General features: G+C 72.7%; 17 protein-coding genes. 8 read left to right on the top strand and 9 right to left on the bottom strand.

All coding sequences use genetic code 11. From position 1 onward, the window contains the following. The first annotated feature begins 128 nt into the window (after positions 1–128). A complete protein-coding gene (locus tag QI554_RS02695; RefSeq protein WP_281465346.1) occupies positions 129–1,145 on the top strand; it encodes a winged helix-turn-helix domain-containing protein in 1,017 nt (338 codons plus the stop codon). 64 nt (positions 1,146–1,209) lie between these two features. Here the strand turns inward: QI554_RS02695 and xdhC are convergent, their stop codons facing one another. The 4 genes from xdhC to QI554_RS02675 all read right to left on the bottom strand — a co-directional run bounded on the left by xdhC (position 1,210) and on the right by QI554_RS02675 (position 7,514). Next, the gene (gene xdhC, locus QI554_RS02690) at positions 1,210–2,028 is read right to left on the bottom strand and encodes a xanthine dehydrogenase accessory protein XdhC (RefSeq protein ID WP_281465344.1); all 819 of its coding nucleotides are present in this window, start codon (positions 2,026–2,028) and stop codon (positions 1,210–1,212) included. Continuing rightward, on the bottom strand, positions 2,021–4,438 hold the full coding sequence (gene xdhB, locus QI554_RS02685; RefSeq protein ID WP_281465342.1) for a xanthine dehydrogenase molybdopterin binding subunit: 2,418 nt from the start codon (positions 4,436–4,438) through the stop codon (positions 2,021–2,023). The genes xdhC and xdhB overlap by 8 nt, the downstream gene beginning before the upstream one ends. Further along, positions 4,435–5,892: a xanthine dehydrogenase small subunit gene (locus tag QI554_RS02680; RefSeq protein ID WP_281465340.1), complete on the bottom strand. Its 1,458-nt coding sequence runs from the start codon at positions 5,890–5,892 to the stop codon at positions 4,435–4,437. Before QI554_RS02680 ends, xdhB begins: the two co-directional genes overlap by 4 nt. Positions 5,893–6,230: 338 nt before the next feature. Next, positions 6,231–7,514, bottom strand: coding sequence for a PP2C family protein-serine/threonine phosphatase (locus QI554_RS02675; RefSeq protein WP_343230750.1), 1,284 nt, complete (start codon positions 7,512–7,514; stop codon positions 6,231–6,233). 62 nt (positions 7,515–7,576) lie between these two features. On the opposite strand from QI554_RS02675, the gene QI554_RS02670 reads away from it, so the two are divergent. From QI554_RS02670 to QI554_RS02655, 4 genes are all read left to right on the top strand, one after another. Next, positions 7,577–8,107, top strand: coding sequence for a MarR family winged helix-turn-helix transcriptional regulator (locus QI554_RS02670; RefSeq protein ID WP_281465338.1), 531 nt, complete (start codon positions 7,577–7,579; stop codon positions 8,105–8,107). 228 nt (positions 8,108–8,335) lie between these two features. Next, positions 8,336–11,509, top strand: a complete 3,174-nt coding sequence (locus QI554_RS02665) for a response regulator (RefSeq protein WP_425527900.1) — start codon at positions 8,336–8,338, stop codon at positions 11,507–11,509. Between the two features lie 74 nt (positions 11,510–11,583). After that, positions 11,584–14,085 carry a SpoIIE family protein phosphatase gene (locus QI554_RS02660; RefSeq protein ID WP_281465336.1) on the top strand — a complete coding sequence of 834 codons (2,502 nt, stop codon included), beginning with the start codon at positions 11,584–11,586 and terminating at the stop codon, positions 14,083–14,085. A 763-nt stretch (positions 14,086–14,848) separates the two neighbouring features. Then, on the top strand, positions 14,849–15,904 hold the full coding sequence (locus QI554_RS02655; protein ID WP_281465334.1) for a hypothetical protein: 1,056 nt from the start codon (positions 14,849–14,851) through the stop codon (positions 15,902–15,904). 18 nt (positions 15,905–15,922) lie between these two features. On the opposite strand, the gene QI554_RS02650 is transcribed toward QI554_RS02655, so the two are convergent. The 4 genes from QI554_RS02650 to QI554_RS02635 form a co-directional block, all read right to left on the bottom strand. Beyond that, positions 15,923–16,075 carry a hypothetical protein gene (locus QI554_RS02650; protein ID WP_281465331.1) on the bottom strand — a complete coding sequence of 51 codons (153 nt, stop codon included), beginning with the start codon at positions 16,073–16,075 and terminating at the stop codon, positions 15,923–15,925. Positions 16,076–16,089: 14 nt separating this feature from the next. Next, positions 16,090–17,469 (bottom strand): ferredoxin reductase family protein, encoded by a 1,380-nt coding sequence (locus QI554_RS02645; RefSeq protein ID WP_281465329.1) that lies wholly within the window; start codon positions 17,467–17,469, stop codon positions 16,090–16,092. Between the two features lie 221 nt (positions 17,470–17,690). Further along, a complete protein-coding gene (locus tag QI554_RS02640) occupies positions 17,691–18,479 on the bottom strand; it encodes a chymotrypsin family serine protease (RefSeq protein ID WP_281465327.1) in 789 nt (262 codons plus the stop codon). 15 nt (positions 18,480–18,494) lie between these two features. Further along, positions 18,495–18,911, bottom strand: a complete 417-nt coding sequence (locus QI554_RS02635) for a hypothetical protein (RefSeq protein WP_281465325.1) — start codon at positions 18,909–18,911, stop codon at positions 18,495–18,497. A 534-nt stretch (positions 18,912–19,445) separates the two neighbouring features. On the opposite strand from QI554_RS02635, the gene lanKC reads away from it, so the two are divergent. The 3 genes from lanKC to QI554_RS02620 all read left to right on the top strand — a co-directional run bounded on the left by lanKC (position 19,446) and on the right by QI554_RS02620 (position 24,219). Then, positions 19,446–22,022: a class III lanthionine synthetase LanKC gene (lanKC, locus tag QI554_RS02630; RefSeq protein WP_281465323.1), complete on the top strand. Its 2,577-nt coding sequence runs from the start codon at positions 19,446–19,448 to the stop codon at positions 22,020–22,022. 100 nt (positions 22,023–22,122) lie between these two features. Further along, a complete protein-coding gene (locus QI554_RS02625) occupies positions 22,123–22,260 on the top strand; it encodes a SapB/AmfS family lanthipeptide (protein WP_281465322.1) in 138 nt (45 codons plus the stop codon). Positions 22,261–22,458: 198 nt separating this feature from the next. Continuing rightward, positions 22,459–24,219, top strand: a complete 1,761-nt coding sequence (locus tag QI554_RS02620; protein ID WP_281465320.1) for an ABC transporter ATP-binding protein — start codon at positions 22,459–22,461, stop codon at positions 24,217–24,219. A gap of 74 nt (positions 24,220–24,293) precedes the next feature. Here QI554_RS02620 and QI554_RS02615 read toward each other — a convergent pair whose 3' ends face one another. Continuing rightward, entirely contained in the window at positions 24,294–24,611 is a 318-nt protein-coding gene (locus QI554_RS02615) for a hypothetical protein (protein WP_281465318.1), read from the bottom strand. Positions 24,612–24,628: the final 17 nt, after the last annotated feature.

The following is a 24,628-nucleotide window of genomic DNA, read 5'->3' as shown; positions in this document are numbered from 1 at the left end:
CGCCGCGCCACAAGCCGTCCGTGACAAGCTTGTTGGGCGCACAACCGGGCCTTCGACCTGATTCGACCCAGGCCGAATCAGGAGATTCGAGACAATCCCGGACTCGCGAGCCACCACGGGGGAGGATCGTGACCTACCGCATCCACTTCACGGCCGAGGACTTGGCCCGGACCCGGATCGCCGAAGCACCGATGCCGCTGTCGGAGTTGCACCTCGCGGCACGCGCCCTGCGGGACCGCAGCCAACCCGTACGCCTGGGAGCCTGGCGGAGACGCGCCCTCCCCCGCCTGACCTCCCGCGCGTGGATGGCCCTCTCCCTCATCCCACCCGTCGGCTGGTCCCCGACCTTCCTCACACCCGCGCACCCTGGGGAACTCGACGATCTCCTCGACCAGGTCCGCGCGACCCCCACCACCATGATCGACACCGAACTCGCCGCAATAGCCGAACGCCAGCCCCTACCGGCCTGGACGTCGAACCTGCCGCACGACGCGACACTCCGCGACGACCTCTTCGACGGCCTGTCCGACCTCCACGCCGAGCTCGTCGCCCCCTACTGGACGCAAGCCGTCGACTGCTTCACCGCCGACCGAACCCTCCGCCTACGCCAGTTCCTCAACGGCGGCGTCGACCACCTGCTCGCCCGAGCCAACCCGCAATGGCTGCGCTGGAACCCACCGGTTCTCGAGATCCGCAACCCGGTCGACTACGACCTGCACTTACGGGGACAGGGTGTCCTCCTCGTCCCCTCGGTCTTCGGCACCCGCTCCTTCGTCGGCGACGACGCCCACGCCCAGGCGCAACCCACCGTCTCCTACCCGGTAGCCGACGACGACCGCCTGCTGCGCCTGACCGCCCTCACCCCCAGGCCCACCCCGCCCAGGCACACGGCACCCGTCTCGGCCCTCCTCGGCCACACCCGAGCCGCCGTCCTCAACTCGATCGCCGAACACCCCGGCTGCTCCACCAAGGAACTCGCCGCCCTCATCGGCATCTCCCCACCCAGCGCCAGCGAACACGCCACAGTCCTCCGCGCCGCCGGCCTGATCCACACCAACCGCCACCGCAACACCGCCCTCCACACCCCCACCACCGTAGGCCTGAAACTCCTCAACGCCTCAGGCCCCCCACCCCACCGAAGCTGACCGACACCCCGGCCTCGTCACGCCGTCGCTGGAGCTCCGAAGTCGGCTTTCGGTGGCGGGTGGGTCAGTTGCCGGGGGACTCGAAGGTGCGGAGGAGGTCGGCGGCGACGCTTACGGCGATGATCGCCGGTTCCTTGCCGGTGATGTCCGGCAGGCCGATCGGGGTCTTGATGCGGTCGATGGTGGCGTCGGGGTGGCCGCCTTCGGTGGAGAGGCGTTTGCGGAACCGGGCCCACTTGGCGGCCGAGCCGATCAGGCCGATGGAGCCGAGGTGGGTCGTACGCAGGGCGGCGTCGCAGAGGGCGGCGTCCTCGGCGTGGTCGTGGGTCATGATCAGGATGTGGGCGCCGTGCGGCAGTTCGGCGAGTATTTCTTCGGGGAGCAGGGGGGTGTGGTGCACGTGCACTTCGGCGATCGCGTCGGAGAGGACGTCGAGCCGTTCCTCGGTGAGCATGTCGGCGCGGCTGTCGACCAGGTGGAGGTCGAGGTCCAGGCGGGCCAGGATGCGCGCGAGTTCCAGACCGACGTGCCCTACGCCGAAGATCGCCACCACCCGTGACACGGGCAGTGGTTCGAGCAGTACGGCGACCGTGCCGCCGCAGCACTGGACGCCGTGCTGGTTGGTCACCTTGTCGTTCAGGGCGAAGTCGATCAGCTCCGGCTTCGACTCGGACGCGGCGATCATCTCCTGGGCCCGGTCGATGGCGACGGCCTCGATGTTGCCGCCGCCGATCGAGCCCCACGTCCGGGTCCGCCCGACGACGAGCTTCGCGCCGGCATCGCGCGGGGCGTGGCCGCGCACGGCCGCGACGGTCACGAGAACGCCGGACTCCCGGCGTTCCCGCAACCCCGCGACCGCGGCGATCCACGTCTTGTCAGACACCGCTCAACGCTCGTGTGTCGATGGGGATTCGGCCGTTGGCGGCGTGCCCGTTGACGGCCGCCCCGGTGCCGGGGGCCTCGGCCTGGCGGGCCGCCTGGATCGCCCAGTACACCGCTTCCGGCGTCGCGGGCGCGGCCAGGTCGACGCTGATCCCGCTCGGCCCGAACGCCGCGGCGGCCTGCCGCAGCGCTTCGCGTACGCAGAACGCCAGCATCAGCGGAGGCTCGCCGACCGCCTTGGAGCCGTAGACGGCGCCCTCTTCGGTCGCGTTCTCCATGAGGGTGACGTTGAACTCCTCCGGCATCTCGGAGAAGCTCGGCAGCTTGTACGTGCTCGCGGCCTGCGTCAGCAGCCGGCCGCGGTTCGGCCCGTCGCTGACGTCCCAGCGCATGTCCTCGAGGGTCAGCCAGCCCGCGCCCTGCACGAAACCGCCCTCGACCTGGCCGATGTCGATCATCGGGGACAGGCTGTCGCCGACGTCGTGCACGATGTCCACGCGCCGGATGCGGTACGCGCCGGTGAAGCCGTCCACCTCGACCTCGGCCGCGGCGGCGCCGTAGCTGAAGTACTTGAACGGCGAGCCCCTGAAGGTCTTCGCGTCCCAGTGCAGGCCCTCGGTGCGGTAGTAGCCGGACGCCGACAGCTGCACGCGCTGGAAGTACGCGGTGCGCACCAGGTCGTCCCAGGCCAGCTCCTGGTCGCTGCCCAGCGTGCGGGCGACGCCCTCGACGATCCGCACGTCCGAGGCGTTCGAGCCCAGTTGGCTCGCGGCCACCTGCACCAGCCGCGCACGCAGCTGCTCGCAGGCGTTCTTGACCGCCCCGCCGTTCAGGTCGGCTCCGGAACTGGCCGCGGTGGCCGAGGTGTTGGGCACCTTGTCGGTCCGCGTCGGGGCCAGCCTGACCTTGTGCAGCGGAATGCCGAGCGTGGTCGCGGCCACCTGCAGCATCTTCGTGTGCAGGCCCTGGCCCATCTCGGTGCCGCCGTGGTTGATCAGGACGGAGCCGTCCTTGTAGATGAGCACCAGCGCACCGGCCTGGTTGAACGCCGTGAGGTTGAACGAGATCCCGAACTTGATGCCCGTGATCGCCAGCGCCCGCTTGGTGTTCGGGTGCGCGGCGTTGAACGCGGCGATCTCACGCCGGCGTTCGGCGAGGCCGCCGTTGTCCTCGACCTGCCGCCAGACGGCGGAGATCCGCTCCGGCTGGCTGACGAGCTGCCCGTAGGGCGTCGTCTGCCCCCGGCCCGGCCGGTAGAAGTTGCGCTCGCGCAGTTCCGCCGGGTCCAGGCCGAGCAGCGGCGCGCACCGGCCCAGGATGTCCTCGATCACCAGCATGCCCTGCGGGCCGCCGAAGCCGCGGAAGGCCGTGTTGGAGACCTTGTTGGTCTTCGCGATGCGGCCGGCGACGCGCGCGTTGGGGATCCAGTACGTGTTGTCGATGTGGCACAGCGCGCGGGCCGTCACCGGCTCGGACAGGTCAAGGCTCCAACCGCCGTCCGCGGTCAGGGTCGCGTCCAGGGCCTGGATGCGGCCGTCGGCGTCGAAGCCGATCCGCCATTCGGCGTGGAAGCCGTGCCGCTTGCCGGACATGGTCAGGTCCTGGGTCCGGTTGAGCCGTACCCGGACCGGCCGTCCGGTCAGCTTGGCGCCGAGCGCCGCGACGGCCGCGAAGCCGTGCGGCTGCATCTCCTTGCCGCCGAAGCCGCCGCCCATCCGCAGGCACTGCACGGTCACCTCGTGGCTGTGCAGACCGAGGACGTGCGCGACGATCTCCTGGGTCTCCGACGGGTGTTGGGTGCTGCTCTGGATGAACACCTGCTCGGCCTCGTCGATGTAGGCCAGCGCGGCGTGCGTCTCCAGGTAGAAGTGCTCCTGGTCCGAGAACTGGAACTCGCCGCTGAACACGTGGGCGGAGTCGGCGAATCCGGCGTCGACGTCGCCGGTCGTCATCACCGGCCGGGCGCCGTGGAAGCTTTCGGCCTCGATCGCCTCGCGCAGCGTGATCACGGCGGGCTGTTCGTCGAGTTCCACCTCGACGGCCTCCGCGCCGAGCCGGGCCGCCTCCAGGGTCTCCCCGAGCACCCAGGCGACCGCGTGGCCGTAGAACATGACCTCGTCGGGGAACAGCGGCTCGTCGTGCTTCATCCCCGCGTCGTTGACGCCGGGCACGTCGGCGCCGGTCAGCACGCGCACCACACCGGGCACGGCGAGCGCGGGCTCGGTGCGCAGCGCGGTGATCCGGCCGCGGGGCTTCATGACCTGGACCGGGTAGGCGTGCAGCACGTCCCTGGTGCGGTACACCAGGTCGTCGGTGTACAGCGCGGTACCGGTGACATGTAGGAACGCGCTCTCGTGCGGCATCGCGACGCCGACGACGGGCTTTTCAGGACGCTCGGACAGATGACTCACGACGACACCGCCTCAGTGGTCTGCGCGTACAGCTTCAGCAGGCTCTGGCCGAGCATCGCGGAGCGGTACCCGGCGCTCGCGCGGTGGTCGCTCATCGGCGTGCCCTCGGCCTGCAGCAGCGCGGCCGCGGCCTCGGTGGTCTCCGCCGACCACGGCCTGCCCTCCAGGGCCTCCTCCGCGGCGCGGGCGCGGATCGGCGTGGCCGCCACACCGCCCAGGCCGATGCGGGCCTTGCGGACGATCCCGTCCTCGATGTCGAGCGCGAACGCGACCGCCACGCTCGAGATGTCGTCGAACCGCCGCTTGGCGATCTTGTGGAACGCCGTGACGCGCGACAGGGGCAGCGGGACCCGCACGGCGCGAATCAGCTCGCCCGGACGGCGGACGCTCTGCCGGTAGCCGGTGAAGTAGTCCGCCAGCGGGACCTCGCGCTCGCCGTCGGCGTGCGCGAGCACCACCGACGCCTCCAGCGCGAGCAGCACCGGCGGGCTGTCGCCGATCGGCGAGCCGGTGCCCAGGTTGCCGCCGAGGGTTGCGCTGTTGCGGATGAGCCGGGACGCGAACTGCGGGAACAGCTCCGCCAGCAGCGGGACTTCGCCGTCGAGGCGACGCTCGATCTCGGTGAGCGTCAGTGCCGCACCGATCTCGATGTGGTCGGACTCGACGCTCAGCTCCCGCAGTTCGGACAGCCGGTCCAAGGCGACCACGCAGTCCGCCCTGCGGGAGCGGATGTTCACCTCGACGCCCCAGTCGGTGGAGCCGGCGACCAGCACCGCGTCGGGCCGCTCGCTCAGCACCCGCAGCGTCTCGGCGAGGGTGTCCTTCCGCAGGAACGTACGGCCGTCCTGCGTGTATTCGGTGGCGACCGGCGCGGGCGGCGCCTGCTCGCGACGCCGCGCCAGCGGGTCGTCCTCGGCGGGATCCCCGACGGCGTAGGCGGCGTCGCGGATCGGGCGGTAGCCGGTGCAGCGGCACAGGTTGCCGCTCAGCGCGTGCAGGTCGAACCCGTTCGGACCGTGCTCGGCGTCGCCCTCGGAGTCCGCGTGCGCGCAACGTCCCGGCCGGTAGTACTCCGCGGCCATGCTGCAGATGAACCCCGGTGTGCAGTAACCGCATTGGGAGCCGCCGCGGACCGCCATCTCCTCCTGCACCGGGTGCAGCGTGGACGCCGTGCCGGGCTCGCCGGGAGTGGCGAGGCCCTCAGAGGTGACGACCTCCTGGCCGTCGAGCGCCGCGACCGGCACCAGGCAGGCGTTGACCGCCACCCAGTCGGTCGGCTTGTTCACGCCGGGACGCGCCACCAGCACCGAACAGGCACCGCACTCACCCTCGGCGCAGCCCTCCTTGGTGCCGGTGAGACCACGCTCGCGCAGGAAGTCCAGCGCCGTCGTGTGCGGCGCGACCGGGGAAATCGAGGCTTCTTTCCCGTTGACCGTGATCCGCGCCGTCACCATGACGGGCCTTCAATGCGGTGCGCGATCGATCGATTCATCATGTTCGCCAATTCAGGCAGCCTTCTGTGCTCAGACGCGCCACAGGAGAGGACCGGACGCAAAACGGCACGCGACAGCAGCGACGCGCCAGGAGGGTATGGGCGAAAAATCCCGGAATGTGCCCCAGACGGGCACGTCAGAACGGCGTGCTCAGCAGCCGTGCGCGATACGACCCGACACCCAGACGGTGCACCGGGCGAGGCGGCTCAGGTCGGAGCTGGTGTACATCCGCCGGTCGCCTCCTTCCGGGCTGTCACGGGTCACGTTCCCCGGAAATTAATCCGCCGTCCCCACCGGGGTCAAGAGGTCGGCCCGGTCCCTGGAGAATCCACCAAACCCGAGGTCCACGGCACCGCCGAACACCGTGTCTTTCTGGCCACCCGGGCCGCCGTCAGCGGTCCGCGGCGGTGCCGCGGCCGCGCCAGTCGAGGCACAGGGCGACGGCGTCGTCGTCGGCTTCCCGGTCGCCGCGGAACCGGTCGAGGTCCCGGAGCAGGGCGCGGGCGGCCTCGGGCGCGGGGAGGAGGCGGTGGTCGCGGACGCTGGCGGCCAGCCGCCGGGTGCCGAACATCTCGTCGGCGGTGGAGCGGGTAGTCGTGGACGCCGTCGCTGACGACGACGAGGCGGTCGCCGGGCTCCAGGGTGAAGCGTTCGGGGACGTAGCGGGTGTCCTCCAGGGTGCCGAGCGCGAACTGCGCCTCGAGCTCGAGCCGGTCGACCTGGCCGTGGCGCATGCGCAGCACCAGCGGGGACCCGGCGTCGATGGCGTCGACCTCGCCGGTCGCCAGGTCGACCTCGAACAGGACGCTGGCGAGGTAGGCGCCGCCGGTGTGCGCGGACCACACGGCCTGGTTCGCCAGGTCGGCCTGGGCCGCCAGGTCGGCGCCGGAACGCCGGGCGTTGCGCAGCGCTCCCACCGCGAGCGCGGTGAGCGAGGCGGCCTGGACGCCGTGGCCCATGCCGTTGGTGACGCTGACGGCCAGCGTTCCGGTGTTGACCGCCCAGTCGAAGTTGTCGCCCCGTACCGCGTAGGCGGGTTCGAGTTGCGCGCCCATGGTGAACTCGGGCCGCTCGCACGAGCGGCCGGGCAGCAGGTCCCACTGCATCTCGGCGGCGAGTGTGAGTCTGCGCAGCCGGCGGGCCTGCTGGAAGACGTCGGTGGCCGGTTCGGCCGCGAGGAGTTCGTGGGCGAGGACCTCGGCGGCCTCGGCCAGTTCGTCGGCCAGGGCGCCGTCGCCGCCGGTCGACCGGACGACCTCGAGGACGCCCAGCCGGTCGCCCCGCACGGAGACCGGCAGGTAGAGCGTCTCGCGCGCCGCAGCCTGCGCCGACGCGTCGCGGACCCGCTCCTGGGCCATGAACGCGCGCCCCGCCGCGGTGCCCGCGACCGGGACGGCGGACCCGGGGGTCGCCTCGCGTCCGAACGGCTGCAGGGCGCTGACCCCGTAGTCGGCGAGCAGCAGGGTGCACGAGATCACCCCGAATTCATCCACCAGAACCCGGGCAAGGACAAGGACGAGGTCCTGCGGGGACGCGGCACGCAGAGCGCGCTGGAGGACGAGGAGGCGGTCGGCGGCGGTCACCGGGGTCCCTTCCGGCGGCGCGGTTCCGGCCCGCGACGCGGCATGACAGAGTGAGAAGAACCATGGACGAAAGACAAGCGCAGCGAAACCGTCGTGCTCCCGGCGTCGGCGCCGAGGAGGCGGCCGGGGTGCTCGCCGGGACGCTGGAGTCGCTGATCACGGTGTGGGGGCGGGCTCAGGAGGCGTTCGGCACGACGGTCTCCCCGACCCAACTGCGGGCTCTGACGATCATCCATCGGGCCCGCGGTATCTCGCTGCACGGACTCGCCCAGGAGATGGGCACGGTCTCCTCGGTGGCGAGCCGGCTGTGCGACCGGCTGGACTCGGCGGGTCTGGTGACCCGGGACCTGGACGCGCACAACCGCCGCAAGGTGGTCGTCGCGCTGACCTCGGACGGCGAGTCGCTGATGGACGCCATCCGGGCGCGGCGGGCCGAGGACCTGGTCGACACGCTGGGCAGGATGCCCGCCGCGGACCGTGCGGCGCTGGTTGCGGGCATGGAGGCGTTCCGGCGCGCCGCGGGCCACCCGGCGCACGCGGATTCCGACACCGGGGAGGGCGTGCGGGACGCGCCGTCCCGCCGCTTCGCCTGAGGACCACACCCCGACCTTATCGTTGCCATAGGGCAACAGTTAAGCGTATGGTGCGCCCGACCGTCACCACAGGGGCGGGCGTACGCCCGGAATCCGGCGCCCGTCTCACGGTTCGGTCGCACGCACCGTTGCCGTTGGGCAATGATGGCGTTCGAGGGGGCCTCCCGGGGCCGACCTCCGGCGAGCACTTCGCGCCAGCCGGCGCGCGGGCCCGCATCCGGACGGGACGTGGCAGCCATGGGCGCGAGCGGCAGCGGGACGGGGCCGCGTTCACGCGCGGCGCGGGCGGCGGGCGGAGTCGCGGAGCCGGAGCTGCGCAGACTCCTGGCGGGGTTGACCGCGGTGCGGGACGGGGACTTCGGGACCCGGCTGCCGGACGGCGCGGACGGGCTGTTCGGCGAGATCTCGACCGTCTTCAACGGCATGGTGGACCAGCTGTCGCTGTTCACCTCCGAGGTGACGCGGGTGGCCCGCGAGGTCGGCACCGAGGGCATCCTGGGCGGGCAGGCGGACGTCAAGGGCGTCTCGGGGACCTGGCGCGACCTGACCGACTCGGTCAACTTCATGGCCGGCAACCTGACGACCCAGGTCCGCTCGATCGCCCAGGTCGCCACCGCGGTCGCCAAGGGCGACCTGTCGCAAAAGATCACCGTGGACGCCCGCGGCGAGATCCTGAAGCTGAAGAACACCATCAACACGATGGTCGACCAGTTGCTGTCGTTCGCGGCCGAGGTGACGCGTGTGGCCCGCGAGGTCGGCAGCGAGGGCCGCCTGGGCGGGCAGGCCGAGGTCGAGGGCGTCGAGGGCACGTGGAAGCGGCTGACCGAGAACGTCAACGAGCTGGCCGGCAACCTCACCCGCCAGGTCCGGGCCATCGCCGAAGTCGCCAGCGCCGTGGCCGAGGGCGACCTGACCCGGTCGATCACCGTCGACGCGTCCGGCGAGGTGGCCGAGCTCAAGGACAACATCAACGCGATGGTCGGCTCGCTGCGCGAGACCACGCGGGCCAACCAGGAGCAGGACTGGCTCAAGTCGAACCTCGCCGGTATGTCGGGCCTCATGCAGGGACACCGCGACCTGTCCACGGTCGCCGAGCTGGTCATGGCCGAGCTGGCCCCGCTCGTCTCCGCCCAGTACGGGGCGTTCTACCTCGCCGAGGACGGCGCGGACGGCGTCGTGCTGACCCTGATCGGCTCCTACGGCTTCCCCGCCGACGGCCTGCCGGCCGGCCGTGTCCCGGTGGGCCGCACCCTGGTCGGCCAGGCCGCCCGCAGCCGTCGCACGATCGCCGTGGACCAGGTCCCCGACGGCTACCTCGTCACCTCCGGAATGGGCGGTGCCGCGCCGGCCGAGCTGCTCGTGTTTCCCATCGTCGTCGAGGACCAGGTGCTCGGCGTCATCGAACTCGCCTCCCTGGGCCGCTTCACGCCGGTGCACCGCGACTTCCTCGACCAGCTGATGGAGACGATCGGCGTCAACGTCAACACCATCGTCGCCAACGCCCGCACCGACGAACTCCTCGGCGAGTCCCAGCGCCTGACGGCCGAACTCCAGACGCGCTCCGAAGAACTGCAGGACCAGCAGGAGGAACTGCAGCGGTCCAACGCCGAACTCGGGGACAAGGCAGCCCTGCTGGCCTCGCAGAACCGCGACATCGAGGCGAAGAACCTGCAGATCGAGCAGGCCCGCCAGGAACTGGAGGACCGCGCCCTACAGCTCACCCTGGCGTCCACATACAAGTCCGAGTTCCTGGCGAACATGAGCCACGAGCTGCGCACCCCGCTGAACAGCCTGCTCATCCTCGCCCAGCTGCTCGCCCAGAACCCGACCCGGAACCTGACCGACAAGCAGGTCGAGTACGCCGGGATCATCCACTCCGCCGGATCGGACCTGCTCCAGCTCATCAACGACATCCTCGACCTGTCCAAGGTCGAGGCCGGGAAGATGGACCTGACGTGGGAGCGGGTGTCGCTGCGCGGCCTGCTCGAGTACGTCGAGGCCACCTTCCGGCCCATGACCACGCAGAAGCACCTGGCCTTCACCGTCACCACCGCGCCCGGGGTGCCGGCCGACCTGCTGACCGACGGCGCCCGCCTGCGCCAGGTACTGCGCAACCTGCTGTCCAACGCCGTCAAGTTCACCGAACGCGGCAGCGTGGAACTGCACATCGGCCTCTGCGCCGACGCGGAGCGTCCGGACACGGCGCCGGGGGGCGGTCCCGTGCTGGCCTTCACGGTCACCGACACCGGCATCGGGATCTCCGAACACCAGCTGGAGAGCATCTTCGGCGCCTTCCAGCAGGCCGACGGCACCACCAACCGCAAATACGGCGGCACCGGCCTGGGCCTCTCCATCAGCCGCGAGATCACCCACCTGCTCGGCGGCACGGTCACCGCCGAGAGCACCCTGGGGGTCGGCAGCACCTTCTCCCTGTACCTGCCCGCGGGCCGCGCCGACACCCCGGAGCTCGCCGCCGAGGGCGTACCCGAGCCCGCCACCGGTCGGCACGACGACCTCGCACCGGACCGCCCGGCCGCGGTCGGCCGCCGGCTGCTGGTGCTCGAGGAGCAGCCCCGGGGGCTGCTGACCCTGGTCGCGGAGAGCGCGGCGGCCGACCTCCCCGCGGGGCCGGGCTCCCGCGACGCGCTCGACGCCCACGACGTCGGGGTGACCACCGCGGTCGACGTGCCGACCGCCCTCGGCGTGATGGCGTCCGGGCCCGTCCACTGCGTCGTCCTCGACCTGGGACTGCCGGGCCACGCCGCCTCGCGCTTCCTCAACGCGGTCGACGCGAACCCCGCCCTCGCCGACGTACCCGTGCTCGCGCACCGCGGCCGCCGGCTTCCCCCGGCCACGGACGAGAGCCTGCGCCGCCACGCCGAGCACCGCCACCTCGAAGTCCTCGCCGGCCTCGACGAACTCCGCGAACGCGTCGCGCTGCACCTCACCGCCGAAGCGCCCGGCGACGTCCCGCCGCCGGCGGTCGCGCAGCAACCCGACAGCACACCACCGCTCCGCGACGACCTGGCCGGCCGCACGGTGCTCGTGGTCGACGACGACGCCCGCAACCTCTACGCGCTGAGCGGCATCCTCGAACGGCACGGCATCGACGTCCTGCACGCCGCCAACGGCCGCGAGGGCATCGAAGCCCTCGCCCGCGCCCCGCGCGTCGACCTGATCCTGATGGACGTCATGATGCCCGAGATGGACGGCTACGCCGCCACCGAGGAGATCCGCAGGAACCCCGCCCACCGCGACCTGCCCGTCATCGCCGTCACGGCCAAGGCCATGCCCGGCGACCGGGAGAAGAGCCTCGCGGCGGGCGCCAGCGCGCACGTCACCAAGCCCGTCGACGCCGACGACCTCATCGCGTGCGTCCGCCGCTGGCTCGCGACCACGTGACCGCCCGGGCACACCGCCCCACCGCCCCACCGCCCGAGGCCTCGACGGGCCGTACTCCAGGAGCCGGCAGCACCGTGACCGACCCCCGCACCCCCGTTCACCCGCCGCACCACGGCACCGGTCCCACCGACGACCCGGAAACGGACGCCGAATCCGACCCCGAATCCGACCCGGAATCGGACCCCGGATCCGACCCCGGGACAGCAGTGCGGCGGCTCGCCGCCGTCGTCGACCGCCTCGGGCGGGAACTGCACGCCGCCCTCGCCGCCGCCGAGGACCGCGCCGTACTCGACACCGCCGCGGGCGTCCTCGTCGAACGCCTGGGCTGTGCCCCCGTCGACGCCCGCCGGCAACTGGCCGACCTCGCCGCCCGCGTCGGCCTACCGCCCCTCGAACTGGCCGCCGACATCATCGGCAAGGCCGCCCTCGACCGCATCGCGGACGCCGCGCCGCACTCCCGGCCCACGGACCCCGCGACCGCGAGGCACCCCGAAGAACCCCGTGCCCACGCCGGGGTTCCCTCCCCCCGGGCGGACACGCCGTCCGAAGCGCTGCGGCTGCGCCGCGCCGAGACCGGCACCGCCGACGACGCCGACGCCGCGGCCCGCTCGTTCCTCGACCACGCCCTCGCACCGCTGGGCGCCACCGCCGCGCTCCTGTGGGCGGTCGCCGAGGACGGTTCGCTCGCACTGCGCGGTCACGCCGGCCTCGCCCCGCACGAGGCGGCCCGCTGGCGTCATGTCCCGCACGGCGTCCCCACCGTCGCGGGGCGCGCCCTGGAGGAGTCCGCGGCCGTATGGGTCGCCTCAGCCGCCGACCAGGACCTGGCCGCACCGGGCACTGCCGAGCACCCCGGCGCCCGCGCCGCGCTGCCGGCCGCGCTCGGCGGACGCATCCACGGCGTCCTGGAGATCTGCTGGCCCGTGGCTCTGCCCGGACAACCGCCCCGGAGCCGGGGACAGTTCGAGGCGCTGGCCGAACTCTGCGCCTACACCCTGCGGGACCCGGCCGACCGGTCCCCGGGCGGCGGCGACGCGGACGACGGCGACCCGGCCCCCGGCAGCGCCTGGTTGATGCGGTTCGCGGACGGCCTGCGCGACCCGGCCCTGATCCTGCGGCCGCACCGGGCACCCGACGGAACGCTCGCCGACTTCCGGATCTCGTACGCCAACGCGCACTTCACCGATCCCGCCGGTCGGGCCCGGCGGCACCTCGTGGGCCGGCCGCTCCTGGAGGTCTACCCGCTGGCCGCCGAACCGGGAGGCCTGTTCGGGCACGCCGTACGCGTCCACGCCACCGGAACGGCGTTCACGCACCCCCAGGTCCCGCTGGCCGTCATGGTCGACCGCCGCCCGACGTCCACCCTGGCGGACGTCGGCATAAGCCGCTGGGGCGACGCGCTCCTGGTGACGTGGCGTCTGAAGGACGAGGCGGCCCGCCTCGCCGACCTGTTGCACCACGCCGAACGCCTGGGCCGCATCGGCGTCTTCGAGGACGACACCGTCACCGGCAGGACCACCTGGAACACGCAGATGTTCCAGCTCCACGGCCTTCCGCCCACCGCCACACCCACCGCGCTGGAGGAACTCGCCACGCACGTCCATCCGGACGACGCCGTCGCCGTCTCACGCTTCGTGCGCGCCGTCGTCCACCAGCGCAGACCGGCCTCCGCCGCCTTCCGGCTCCGCGGGTCCGACGACACCGGCACGGCCCGGCAGCTGCGGGTGGTCGCGGAACCGCTCCTCGGGCCGGACGGCCGACTCGTGGGGGTGCGCGGCGTCCAGCAGGACGTCTCCGCCCAGCACTGGACCGAAGTCGCGCTCGCCGCGACCCGCGACCAACTCCTGCACACCGAACGGCAGGCCGCCGAACGCAACCGCCTCACCCTGCAGCTCCAGCACGCCATCATGCCGCCGGAGACCACGCCGCTGGACACCCCCGGCCTCGACGTCGCCGTCCGCTACCGTCCCGCCGAGTCCGACGCCGCGGTCGGCGGCGACTGGTACGACGCCGTCGTCCTGCCCACCAAGCAGGTCCTCCTGTGCGTCGGTGACGTCGCCGGCCACGGCATCGACGCCGCCACCAGCATGGTCGTCCTGCGCAACGCCCTGCGCGGCCTGGCCGTCACCGGCCACGGCCCCGGCCGGCTCCTCGGTTGGCTCAACGCCGTCACCCACTCCCTGCCCAAACACGTCACCGCCACCGTCGTGTGCGGCCTGTACGACCCGTGCACCCGGAGCCTGCGCTGGGCCCGCGCCGGCCACCTCCCGCCGCTGCTCCTGCGCGAAGGCGCCGCCACCGCCCTGCCGATGCCCGACGGCATCCTGCTGGGTGCGCTCTCCGACACCGAGTACGCAGAACACCACGTCCAGCTCGAACCCGACGACGTCCTGCTCATGTACACCGACGGCCTCATCGAACGCCGCGACCGCCCCCTGGCCGAAACCCAGGCCCAACTCCTCGACAGCGCACGCCGACCCGCGGCCTCCCTCGGACTGCGCCTCGACCGCCTGCTGACGCACAGCAAGGCCGACACCGACGACGACACCTGCATCGTCGGCATCCGCGTCACCTGACCCACCCGGGCGGCGGCCAAACCGGTCAGGCGTGGACACGGGTGCACACGGTTCCTGCCGCCGCGGACGAAGGCGGCGCCCGTGCGCGGATACCGCCCGCGCGCCACGCCGCGAGGTGCGCCGAACACGGCCTGGATCCCGGCACCCGCGCCGGAGGCCGAACAGCAGGCACCACGCGTCGGGAGCCGTCAAGGACCGGTCGCGGGACGCCGGATACGGCCGATGGAGGGATGGAAGGTGCCGCACCGCGTGGCCGCACGCGACGACGGCGTGCCACGGGCGATGCTTGCGTCTGTGTCGCCCTCGCCCCCGCCGGCCCCGTGTGTCCGTTCGTGCCGGCCCCGCGTGCCTCGTTGCCCTGTCGCCTTCGCGCCTCGGCGCCGATGCCGCGGGTGACCACCGGATCCGGACGGTCGTCCGTTCGGCGCGGCGGGCGTGTTCGCGCGACGGCTTCTCGCGCGTCACCGCCTCGCTCGCGGTGGGACCGGCCTTCGCCCGAGGATTTCACGCTCCTCTCAGTCGGCTCTCATGGTGCGGGCGTTCGCTGGTCCTGCGACCCATCCGACGCGACTGAGGTGAGGTGCCCTGGATGTCCCTGACGCTGTCCCGACTTCGGCAGGACCCGCGGACCGGCGTCACGGACCGCCCCGCGGACGACCGTGCGGCGAAAGCGCGTCCTCCGTCGACCGAGGGGGGCGGCGGACCGCCCGGCCCGCAGGCTGTCCGGAGGCGTGTGCTCGCCGCGACGCTGGGGTGTGTCGCGGTGGCCGCGTACACAGGGCTGCGGATGCCGAGCGGCTGGACCGCCACGTTGCAGGCGGTGTCGCTGCAGGGCGGCTTCCACCGGCGCTTCCTGGTCGGCAGCCTGCTGCACCCGATCGCGTCGCGCACCGGGTATCCGTACCCGCTGTTCGCCGCGGTGTCGTTCGCGGTCCTCGCGGGGATCGTCACCGTGCTCGTCCGCGCCGCGGTGACCGCCCGGAACCCCGCGCGCCGCTACCTGGTGCTCGGCTTCCTCCTGCTGCCCAGCGGCGGCTACCTGTTCCACGAGGTCGGCTACTTCGACCAGGTGCTCTACCTGTTTCTGTTCGCCTCGCTGTGGCTGCTGGCGCGGGGCCGGGTCCTGGCCGCCTCGCTGCTGATCGCGGCGGCGGCGACCGTCCACGAGATCACCGTGCTGACCGTGCTGCCGCTGTTCGTGCTCGCGGCCGTACGCAGCCTGCCGACGCGGCGGGCGGTCGCGTCGGTGCTGCCCGCCGCGGTCGTCGGGGCCGTCGTCCTGCTCGTGCCCGCGTCGTCGGGCGGCGCTCCCCGGGCCCTCGGGACCGTGCTGTCCGCACACGGCTTCCCCGTACGGTCGGACGCGCTCGCCCTGTTCGGCCGCACCCAGTCCGCCAGCTGGCACATGTACTCGCCGTGGCAGGCCTTCCTGTTCCTGCTGCCGCTGGTCCTGGTGGTCGGTGCCGTCGTCCTGCGGGTCTGCCACCAGGCCGGGAGCGGCGGACTGCGGCTGACCGTGCTCTCCGCCGGCGCGGCCCTCTCCCCGAGCATGCTGGCCCTGGCCGGATGGGACATGGAGCGCTGGGCGTTCCTGCTCGTCGCCAACTTCTGCATCGTGCTCTGGTTCTGGCTCGGCGAACACCCGGTCCCGATGCGGCGGTTCCCGTACGGGCTGCCGATGGCCGCGCTGCTGCTCACCGTGCACGTGCCGTTGGCCTACTTCGACGGCTACCAGCCGCGCGCGCTCACCGGGAAGTCGGTCACGACGTTCGTCGAACACGTGACGTCCGGGCGGATCGTCCACACACCGGCACACTGAATCGCGCCGGCGCAGGCCTCACCGGGCCGCCCCGGCCGCCGTGCCCGGGCGGTCGGGGGGCTCGGGGGCGGTCGGGGTGTTCATCACCGCGGCGGTCGCGACGACCGCGCCGGCGAGGGTGAGCAGTACGGCGGTGCGGATGCGGTCGCGTCGCGTCGGCGGCTGGGCCATGGGGTTCCTCCGGTTCAGAACATCTCGGCATGGATGCGGTCGTGCGGCACCCCCGCGCGCAGCAGCGATCGCTCTGCGGCACCGGCCATCCCCGGCGACCCGCACAGGTAGACGTCGTGGTCGGGCAGGTCCGGCACGAGACGGAGCAGCGCGGCGGGGTGCAGCGGGTCCCCGGGCCCGCGTGACGGCCCGAGCAGGAAGTAGACGCGGGCCTGGCGGCGCAGGGCGATCGTCCGCAATTCGTCGGCCAGGACCACCTGTTCGCGCGTGGACGCCCGGTACAGCAGGGTCAGTTCCCCCGGGCGGGCCGGCAGCGTCTCGAACAGCGCCCGCATCGGCGTGACGCCGATGCCGCCCGCGAGGAGCAGGACCTTGCGGTTCATGCGCCGATGGGCGGTCAGAGCGCCGAACGGCCCGGTCGCGACGACCCGGACGCCAGGCCGCAGGCGTCGAATGCGGCGGGTGTGGCCGCCGACCGCCTTCACCGTGATCCGCAGCTCGTCGCCCGCCACGGGGGCGGACAGCGAGAACGGCAGGGCCGTACGCCACAGGCGCCGGGTCAGGAACCTCCAGCGCAGGAACTGCCCCGGTTCCGCCTGGAGGAGGGCAAGGTCCCGGCCTCGCATGGTTATTGACACCACATCAGGCGACTCGACACGGACCTCTGCCACGCGTAGGCGATGCCGCAGAGCCTGGCGCGCCGGCACGGCGCCGCGGTACCACACCAGCAGCATCGCCAGCTGTGCGTGCAGCAGGGACCACAGCCACGCCAGGACCGGCACGCCCGCCAGGTCCGGGCCGGCCGGCTGGTGGAAGAACCCCAGCGCCGCCCCGACATAGGTCATCAGATGGACGCCGCGCCACGCTTCGTGCTGCAGCCTCCGGCGCACGCGGGTCGCCGACGTGTACCCGGCCGCCAGCACCAGCACGGTCCCGACGGTGGCGGCGGCGAGCGCCGGGTAGCGCAGCAGGCTCACGAACGCCGACACGGGATCCTTGCCGGTGTGCACGGCGTAGCCCGCCAGTGCCAGCACCAGATGCGCGCCCAGCGCGGACAACACGTAGCGCGCGGCCTGGGTGTGGCGGCGGGTGAGGACGTCCGCGCCGACGCCCCGCTCGATCGCGGGTACGCGCGCCATCAGCAGCAGCATCACCAGGAACCCGTAGCCCGCCAGCAGGCCGGCCAGGTGCGCTGCCGTGGCCAAGAGCGCGTCGGCTCGGATCGACCACCGCGCCTGCGCCGCCCACAGGCCGACGACGGTCCCGCCGCCGGTGGCCACGCCGACGTACAGGGCCGCGGGCGTCACCCGCGGCGGCGCGCTCGTCCCTGTCCCGCCGCCTACGCCGGCGTGCGACGCGTGGGGTGGCTCGCCTGGGGTTGTCGTGGGGCTCATCTCATCCGTCCGCGTGTCCGTCGGCGCTTGCCGTCGCACGGATCCTAGGCAGCTCGGAGGTGGCAACATGCCAGGTCAGAGGCTTGCGGCGATCCTTAGGCGGACGTTAACCAACGACTCAGCGCCCCTTAAGTCGACCAGCCGACGAGAGCCCGTCCGCGCTCCGGACAGCCGAACGCCCCCGCCGCCCGACACGGCGGAGGGGGCGCACCGGCTTGCTTCTACTCACGCGTGGTCAACTGCACCCCGAACGCCTTGTAGATGTCCCTGGCCTCGGTCCAGAGGATCTCCGAGCAGTCGCCCGCGCTCACCACGCCGCGCACCTCACGCGCCTCCTCGTTCACGTACCGGAACACCAGACCGCCGCTGTCGCCCCCCTGGACCGAGCAACCCCCGTTGACCTGGTGCCCGGACACCCCGCGCACGGTGTACGTCCCGTAGCTACTACCGACGACGTGGTACTCCACGTCCTGGTCGTCCACCACGATCCCGCCGACGACACCCGAGGTGTAGCCGTTCTGGTGCACGTAGTCCCCGTTGTACGAGTACGCCGTGCTCGTCAGCTTGAACCGCTGATAGCTGCCGCCCTTCGGCCCGTCGTACTCCCACCGCGCGCTCGGCGTGTCGATCAGGCTCGCGTCCCAGTAACTGTTGTGGTTCACCGACCAGCCCACCGACGCGTCGTCGCCGTTGCGGAACCGGACACCCGTCTTGCCGCAGTGGTACGCCGTGACCATGTAGTTCTTGCCGGCCGAGTCCATCACCGGGATACCCGTGGTGCACCAGGCCACCTCGGAGTTCAGGAACGAACCGGAGTAGTACGGCGCGCTGTCCGCGTATCGGCTCGCCGCCTTCAGCGGCTCCCTCGGCGCGACCACCACGTCCACCCCGGCCGCCGCGGCGATCGAGGGCTTGGCCGCCGCCACGTCCAACCGCGCGCCCGGCGTCGCGCCGACCCCGACCTTCAGCGCCGACCCGTCGGCGGGCACCGCCACCGAGTTGACCACCACACCGGCCGCCGCGGCCTACTGCTGCACCCGCTCACGCGCGGCGTACAGTTCGGCCTTGGTGTACTTCGCCGCCTTGGTCCGCACCATCGACAGGTTCACGCCGGGCGAGGCCTTGTGCGCCGCCGCGACCAGCGCCTTCGCGTCCCCCTTCGTGAACACCTCGACGGTGCCCGCGACCGCGTTCAACCGCACACCCGCGTAGACGGCCGCGTACGCCTCGCGGCCCTGCTCGTCCAAGGCACCGGCCGCCGCTCGCAGCGGGTCCAGGATCTTGTTCTGCTCGGCCGGCGGCAACGCGCCGATCTCCTCGGGGGTCGTCGGCCGCGCCGCCCCCGCTCCCGACCCCGCGGCCTGCGCCGCGCCCGGGAACGCGGCCAGCAGACCCAAGCACACCGCCCCCCACATCGCGGTGCGTGCGCGCGAACGATTCATCCTCACAAGCGTGTTCCTTCCGAACGAGCACAGGCCCCGCCCGAGTCGGGAGAGGCGCCACACAGTCCAGAGGATGAGACGATCCCGCAGAAGGCCGTCTCGCGCCATGGATGCAACTACGCGCCCAGCGGCCGGACATCCCGCCAACAAACCCCCCGGCTATCCACCCGACGCCCGCCCGACGGACAACCGCCACGGTGTGGCCGGGGGGTGACGGGCGGGCGGGAAGGTGGTCCGCCCGCCGTCGGCGGCCCTGACGGGTGCCCGGTTTTGATCCGACAGTGCTTCCAATTCTTCATTTCGCCGGCCCGGGCACGTGAATATCCGCGCGGCATCGCTTATGCGTTCGACGGAAATATCACGCCGCATCAGGCCTTGGCAATAGCGCACACCAACCGGTTCGGCGCATAGTTGTCGTGCAAATGCGACGGGAAATGCCGCCGTGCGCCGTTGTCGTCCGATCCGGCCGCCGCCAAGAATTCATATCGTCACACCATCTGCTGAACGCGCACCTCGCCCCCGAGGAGGGTTCCGGTGGACAACCGCTATGAGGCCTACGCCTACGCCGATCCGCTCTTCTACGACTCCCCGCGGCGCTGGGGCGCGCCCGAGGAGTTCGCCGCCGTAGGCGCGCCGCTGCCGGCCGGCTGGGAGCGCGGTGACCTGGAGATATGGGCGGTGGTCCGCCCCGAGGGCGTCGAACTGCCCTCGCAGGGCTGGAAGATCCACGTCTCGTCGTGCGCGGAGGACGCCGAGGCGGTGCTCGCCGACGTGTTCGACTACTGCCTGCGCGAGCGCATGACGTTCAAATTCCTGCGCGGCCTTCCGATCCTCCAGGTGCAGAATTCCAAGTACGCGCCCCGCGGATCCAGCGGCAAGTTCTGCACGCTGTATCCGGTGGACGACGCGGAATTGGAGAAGTGCCTCGACGTGCTCGGGCGCCGCCTCGCCGGGCGGCGCGGCCCGTACATCCTCAGCGACCTGCGCTGGGGTGAAGGCCCGTTGTACCTGCGGTACGGGAGCTTCGCCGAGCGGTACTGCCGCAACGAGGCCGGCGACCGGGTGCTCGCCCTCGAAGGGCCGGACGGCCGCCTTGTCCCGGACGTCCGCGGCGCGGGATTCTCCGTCCCGTCCTGGGCCCCGGTCCCCGCGGTCATCGCCCCCGCGGTCGCCGAACGCGCGACGCAGAGCGACTCGGGACTGCCGTACACGGTCGAGCGGGTCCTGCACTTCTCGAACGCGGGCGGGGTCTACCTGGCGCGCGGCCGCGACGGCGGGCCCCAGGTGGTCCTGAAGGAGGCACGCCCGCACGCGGGCCTGGACCAGCGGGGTGTCGACGCCGTCGCACGCTTGCGGCAGGAGTACGACATGCTCTCCCGCCTGGCGGGCCTGCCCGGCGTCCCGGCCGTGCACGGCCTGCTGAACGCCTGGGAACATCGTTTCCTGGTGCAGGAGTTCGTCGAAGGGGGCGCGCTCACCGAGTGGCTCACCTCGCGCTACCCGCTGATCCACCCGGACGCCGACGGGTCCGCGGTCGCCGAGTACACCCGCGAGGCCCTCGGCATCGTGGAGCGCGTCGAGCGGACCTTGGACGCCATCCACGCCCGCGGGGTCGTCTTCGGGGACCTGCACCCGCGCAATCTGATCGTCCGCCCGGACGGCGACATCTGCTTCATCGACTTCGAACTCGCCAGCCCCGTCGAGGACTTCCTGCGGCCGGCGCTGGGCGCGGCCGGATTCACCGCACCCCCGGGATACACGGGGAGACAGGTCGACCGGTACGGCCTCGCGGCCCTGCGGCTGTGGCTGTTCTTCCCGCTCGCCCAGCTTCCGGCCCTCGACCCGGGGAAGGCCGCGGAGCTCGCCGACGCCCTGGAACGGCGCTTCCCCGTGCCGCCCGGGTACACGGACGACATCCGCGCGCTGCTGGGCGCCGTGCCGACGGACGGCCGCATGGCGCGCCCGGATCTCGGGCAGCGCCGCGCCGAGGCCGCCGCCCTGCTGTCCGCGCCGGACGCCGACTGGCCGCGGATCCGCGACTCGTTGGCCGAAGGCATCGCGGCGATGGCCACACCCGAGCGCGCCGACCGGCTCTTCCCGGGCGACGTCGCCCAGTTCACCCACGGCGGGCTCGGACTCGCCCACGGCGCGGCCGGCGTCCTGTACGCCTTGCACGCGACCGGGGCCGCGATCGACCCCGCGCACGTGCGGTGGCTCGTCCGCGCGGCGTACCGCCAACCCATCCGCCCCGGCCTGTACTTCGGCGGTCACGGTGTGGCCTACGCGCTCGACCTGCTCGGGGAACGCGACGCGGCGCTCACGGTCCTGGCGCGCGTCGCCGAGGCGTCAGAGACCGACGCGGGCCCGTCGCTGGGCACGGGAAACGCCGGCATCGCCCTGGCCCTGCTGCACTTCGCCGACGCCACCGGCGAGCACCGGTTCCTCGACGAAGCCCGCGCCCTCGCCGAGAACGCCGCCGACCCCCTGGAGAAGGCCGGTAGTTCGGACAGCGGCCGGAGAGCCGGTCTGCTGGCCGGCGCCGCCGGGCCCGCCCTCGCACTCGTCCGCCTGTACGAACACACCGGCGACGACGCCCTTCTCCACCGTGCGGAAGCCCTGCTGGAACTGGACCTCGACCGGTGCGCGACCGTCGCGGACGGCACCGTGCAGGTCGTCGACGGACGGCGGGTGCTCCCGTACATCGAGACGGGCAGCGCCGGGATCGGCCTCGCGCTGGCCGCCCTCACCGCGCACCGGCCCGACATCGCGGCGGCCTCCTACAACGCGCCCATCCGGCGCGCGGCCGAGCCCGAATTCATCATCCAGCCCGGACTGTTCAACGGACGCGCGGGGCTCCTCGGCTACCTGGCCCTCACCGGGGACGCCGACGCCGTCCTCGACCGGCACCGCCGGCTCCTGACCCTCCACCAGATCACCTACCGCGGCCATCTCGCCTTCCCCGGCGACCAGTTGCTGCGCCTGTCCGCAGACCTCGCATCCGGCTCCGCCGGGGTGCTGCTCGCGCTGGGCACGGCATTGGCCGGAACTCCGTTCCTGCCGTGGACCGGCAGCCCCGCCGCGGTGGCACCCGTGTCCGCCCGTCGCGGCTGACCACGGAACCACTCGCACGTTTCCACCGGCGCGTCCCGCGCCCCCAGACTCCCGGCCGCCCGGCCGGGTGGTTCACCGCCCGTAGTGAAGGAGAACTGTCATGGCCATCCTCGACCTCCAGACGATGGAAGTTCCCGAGACCCAGGCGACGCCGATCGACGACACCCTCGCGAGCACCAGCTCGCTGAGCGTGCTCAACTGCGGCACCAGCACGCTCAGCACGCTGATCTGCCTCTGACCGTGCCGCCGCCTGCACAGGCGGACCGCACCGCGGGACCGACCGGGCCGTGAGGTCCGGTCGGGCTCCGGGCCGGGGCAGCACCGCTGCCCCGGCCCGTTCCGTGTTCCCGATTCCCGCGTCTTCCCGCCGCCCGACCGCTCACACCCGCCCGGCGTACGCCCTCGTCGCGCCGCCGCAGCACCAGAGAGGTTTCCCGTGGCCGAACCGCACCCCACCACCGCCCGCCGCGCCCCGGGCCCGGTCCGGCTCCGCCGGGAACTGACCGCCGAGTCCGGCCGGCTGACCTGGGCGCTCGCGCTCGCCGTCGTGGCCACCGGTGCCACGCTCGCGCTGCCGCTGCTCGTCCGCGAGATCATCACCGACTTCTCCGCGCACCGGCCCCTGGCCGCCGACGTCGCGCTGATGTGCGCCGCGGCCGTCGGCAGCGCCCTGGCGCAGGCCCTGTCCGGCTTCCAACTCGCGCGCATCGGCGAACGCATGGCCTACCGGTTGCGGACGCGCATCATGGAACACACGCTGAGACTGCCGCTGGCCGTCGTACGCGCGGAAGGCACCGGCGACCTCGCCGCCCGCGTCACGTCCGACGCGATGCTGCTGCGGCAGGTCGTCGACGTGGCCACGCAACTGCCGCTCGCCGCACTGACGATCGCGGCGACCCTGGGCATCATGGTGTGGATCGACTGGCTGCTGACGCTCGTCACGGTCGTCTCCCTGGCGGTCCTCACCATCCTGGTGCTGCTGGTCCTGCGTCGGATGCGGGTCAGCACGGCCGGACAGCAGACCGCGGTCGGGCAACTCGCCCAGCGCTTCACCGCCAACCTGGACGCGCTCACCACGATCAAGGCCTACCGCGCCGAACCGGTGGCCGCGCGCGCCCTGGCCGCCGACGCGGAACGCCTGCGCGCGGTCTCCCTGGAAGGCACCCGGCTGGGCGCGCTCATCCCCGCGGTGCTGACCCTCGGCAACCAGCTCGCGATGATCGCCGTGATCCTCACCGGCGGCACGCGGTTGGCGAGCGGCGACCTCCGAGCCGCCGCCTTCGCCGCGTTCCTCCTCTACCTGCTGCAGACCGTCCCTTCGGTCAACGCCCTGGCCACCGGCTTCGGCCGCCTCCAGGCGGGGTTCGCGGCCCGCGACCGCTGCAACGAAGTGCTGCTCATGGACCCCGAGGCCGACCCCGAGGACGCCGACCGGCCGGCCCCGTCCCCGCTTCCCGACGCGCCCGCGGTGGTGTTCCGCTCGGTCTCGTACACGCACGCGGGCGCGAGCGAAGCCGCCCTCCGTGACGTCTCCTTCACGGTCGAACGCACCGGCCTGACCGCGATCGTCGGGCCGTCCGGCGCCGGAAAGACCACCACGCTGGCGCTCGTCGACCGGTTCCTCCGGCCCGCGTCCGGATCCGTCGACGTCCTCGGGCACGATGTGCTCGACTGGCCCCTGGACGCGCTGCGCGCCCGCATCGCGTACGTCGACCAGGCGTTCACACTGCTGGAGGCGACCGCCCGCGAAAACCTCCAGCTCGGCCGCGCCCACCCCGCGCGGGACGCGGAACTCGAGGCCGCCCTGGACGCCGTGGGCCTCGCCGGCGACGTCGCCCGCCTGCCGCAAGGCCTCGACACCCTGCTCGGGCGCGAGTCCGACCTGTCCGGCGGCCAACGCCAGCGCATGGCCCTCGCCCGGGCGCTGCTGTCGGACGCCGAGATCGTGCTGCTGGACGAGCCCACCAGCCAGCTGGACGGGATCAACGAGCAGCGCTTCCGCGCCATCCTGGACGACCTCGCACCGACCCGCGCGGTGGTCGTGGTCGCCCACCGCCTCTCCACGGTCCGGCACGCCGACCACGTGATCGTGATGAGCGCCGGCACGGTCGTCGACGCGGGAAACCACCCCGCGCTCGTCGCCCGCTGCACGCCGTACCGCGAACTCGTCGCCGGCCAGGCGACGGTGCCGCACTGACGCCCGGAAGCGCCGGAAAGCCGCCCTCTCCCGACGGAGAGAACGGCCTTCAGTCGTCATCGCGCAGCCGCGGTTCACCTCTGCGGCAGCCCCCACGGCTGGATCAGCTTGACCGCCAGGCTGGTCTGCACCCGGAGTTGCTGCGGCGCGGCGGCCGTGGCCGGCGCCAGCTTGAGATCCGCCGCGTAGTTCTTGACCCCCGCGGGATCGGCCGACAGCTCCTTGCTCACGACGAGGGCGGGGCTGGCCGCAGACCTGACGCACACCCCGTGGACCGTCGTGAATCCGGGTGCCGTGGTGCCCCCACCGGCACCCGGCTTCGGCTTGGCGGTCGGCGCGGTGCCCGCATAACTCGTCAGCCCGGGGTCGACGAGCTCGTGGCCACCGTCCACGCGGCCACGGCCTGGTG

Origin of the sequence: Yinghuangia seranimata, assembly GCF_029953285.1 — a bacterium.
GTDB lineage: Bacteria > Actinomycetota > Actinomycetes > Streptomycetales > Streptomycetaceae > Yinghuangia > Yinghuangia seranimata.
This window is presented reverse-complemented; position numbering and strand designations above follow the sequence as displayed.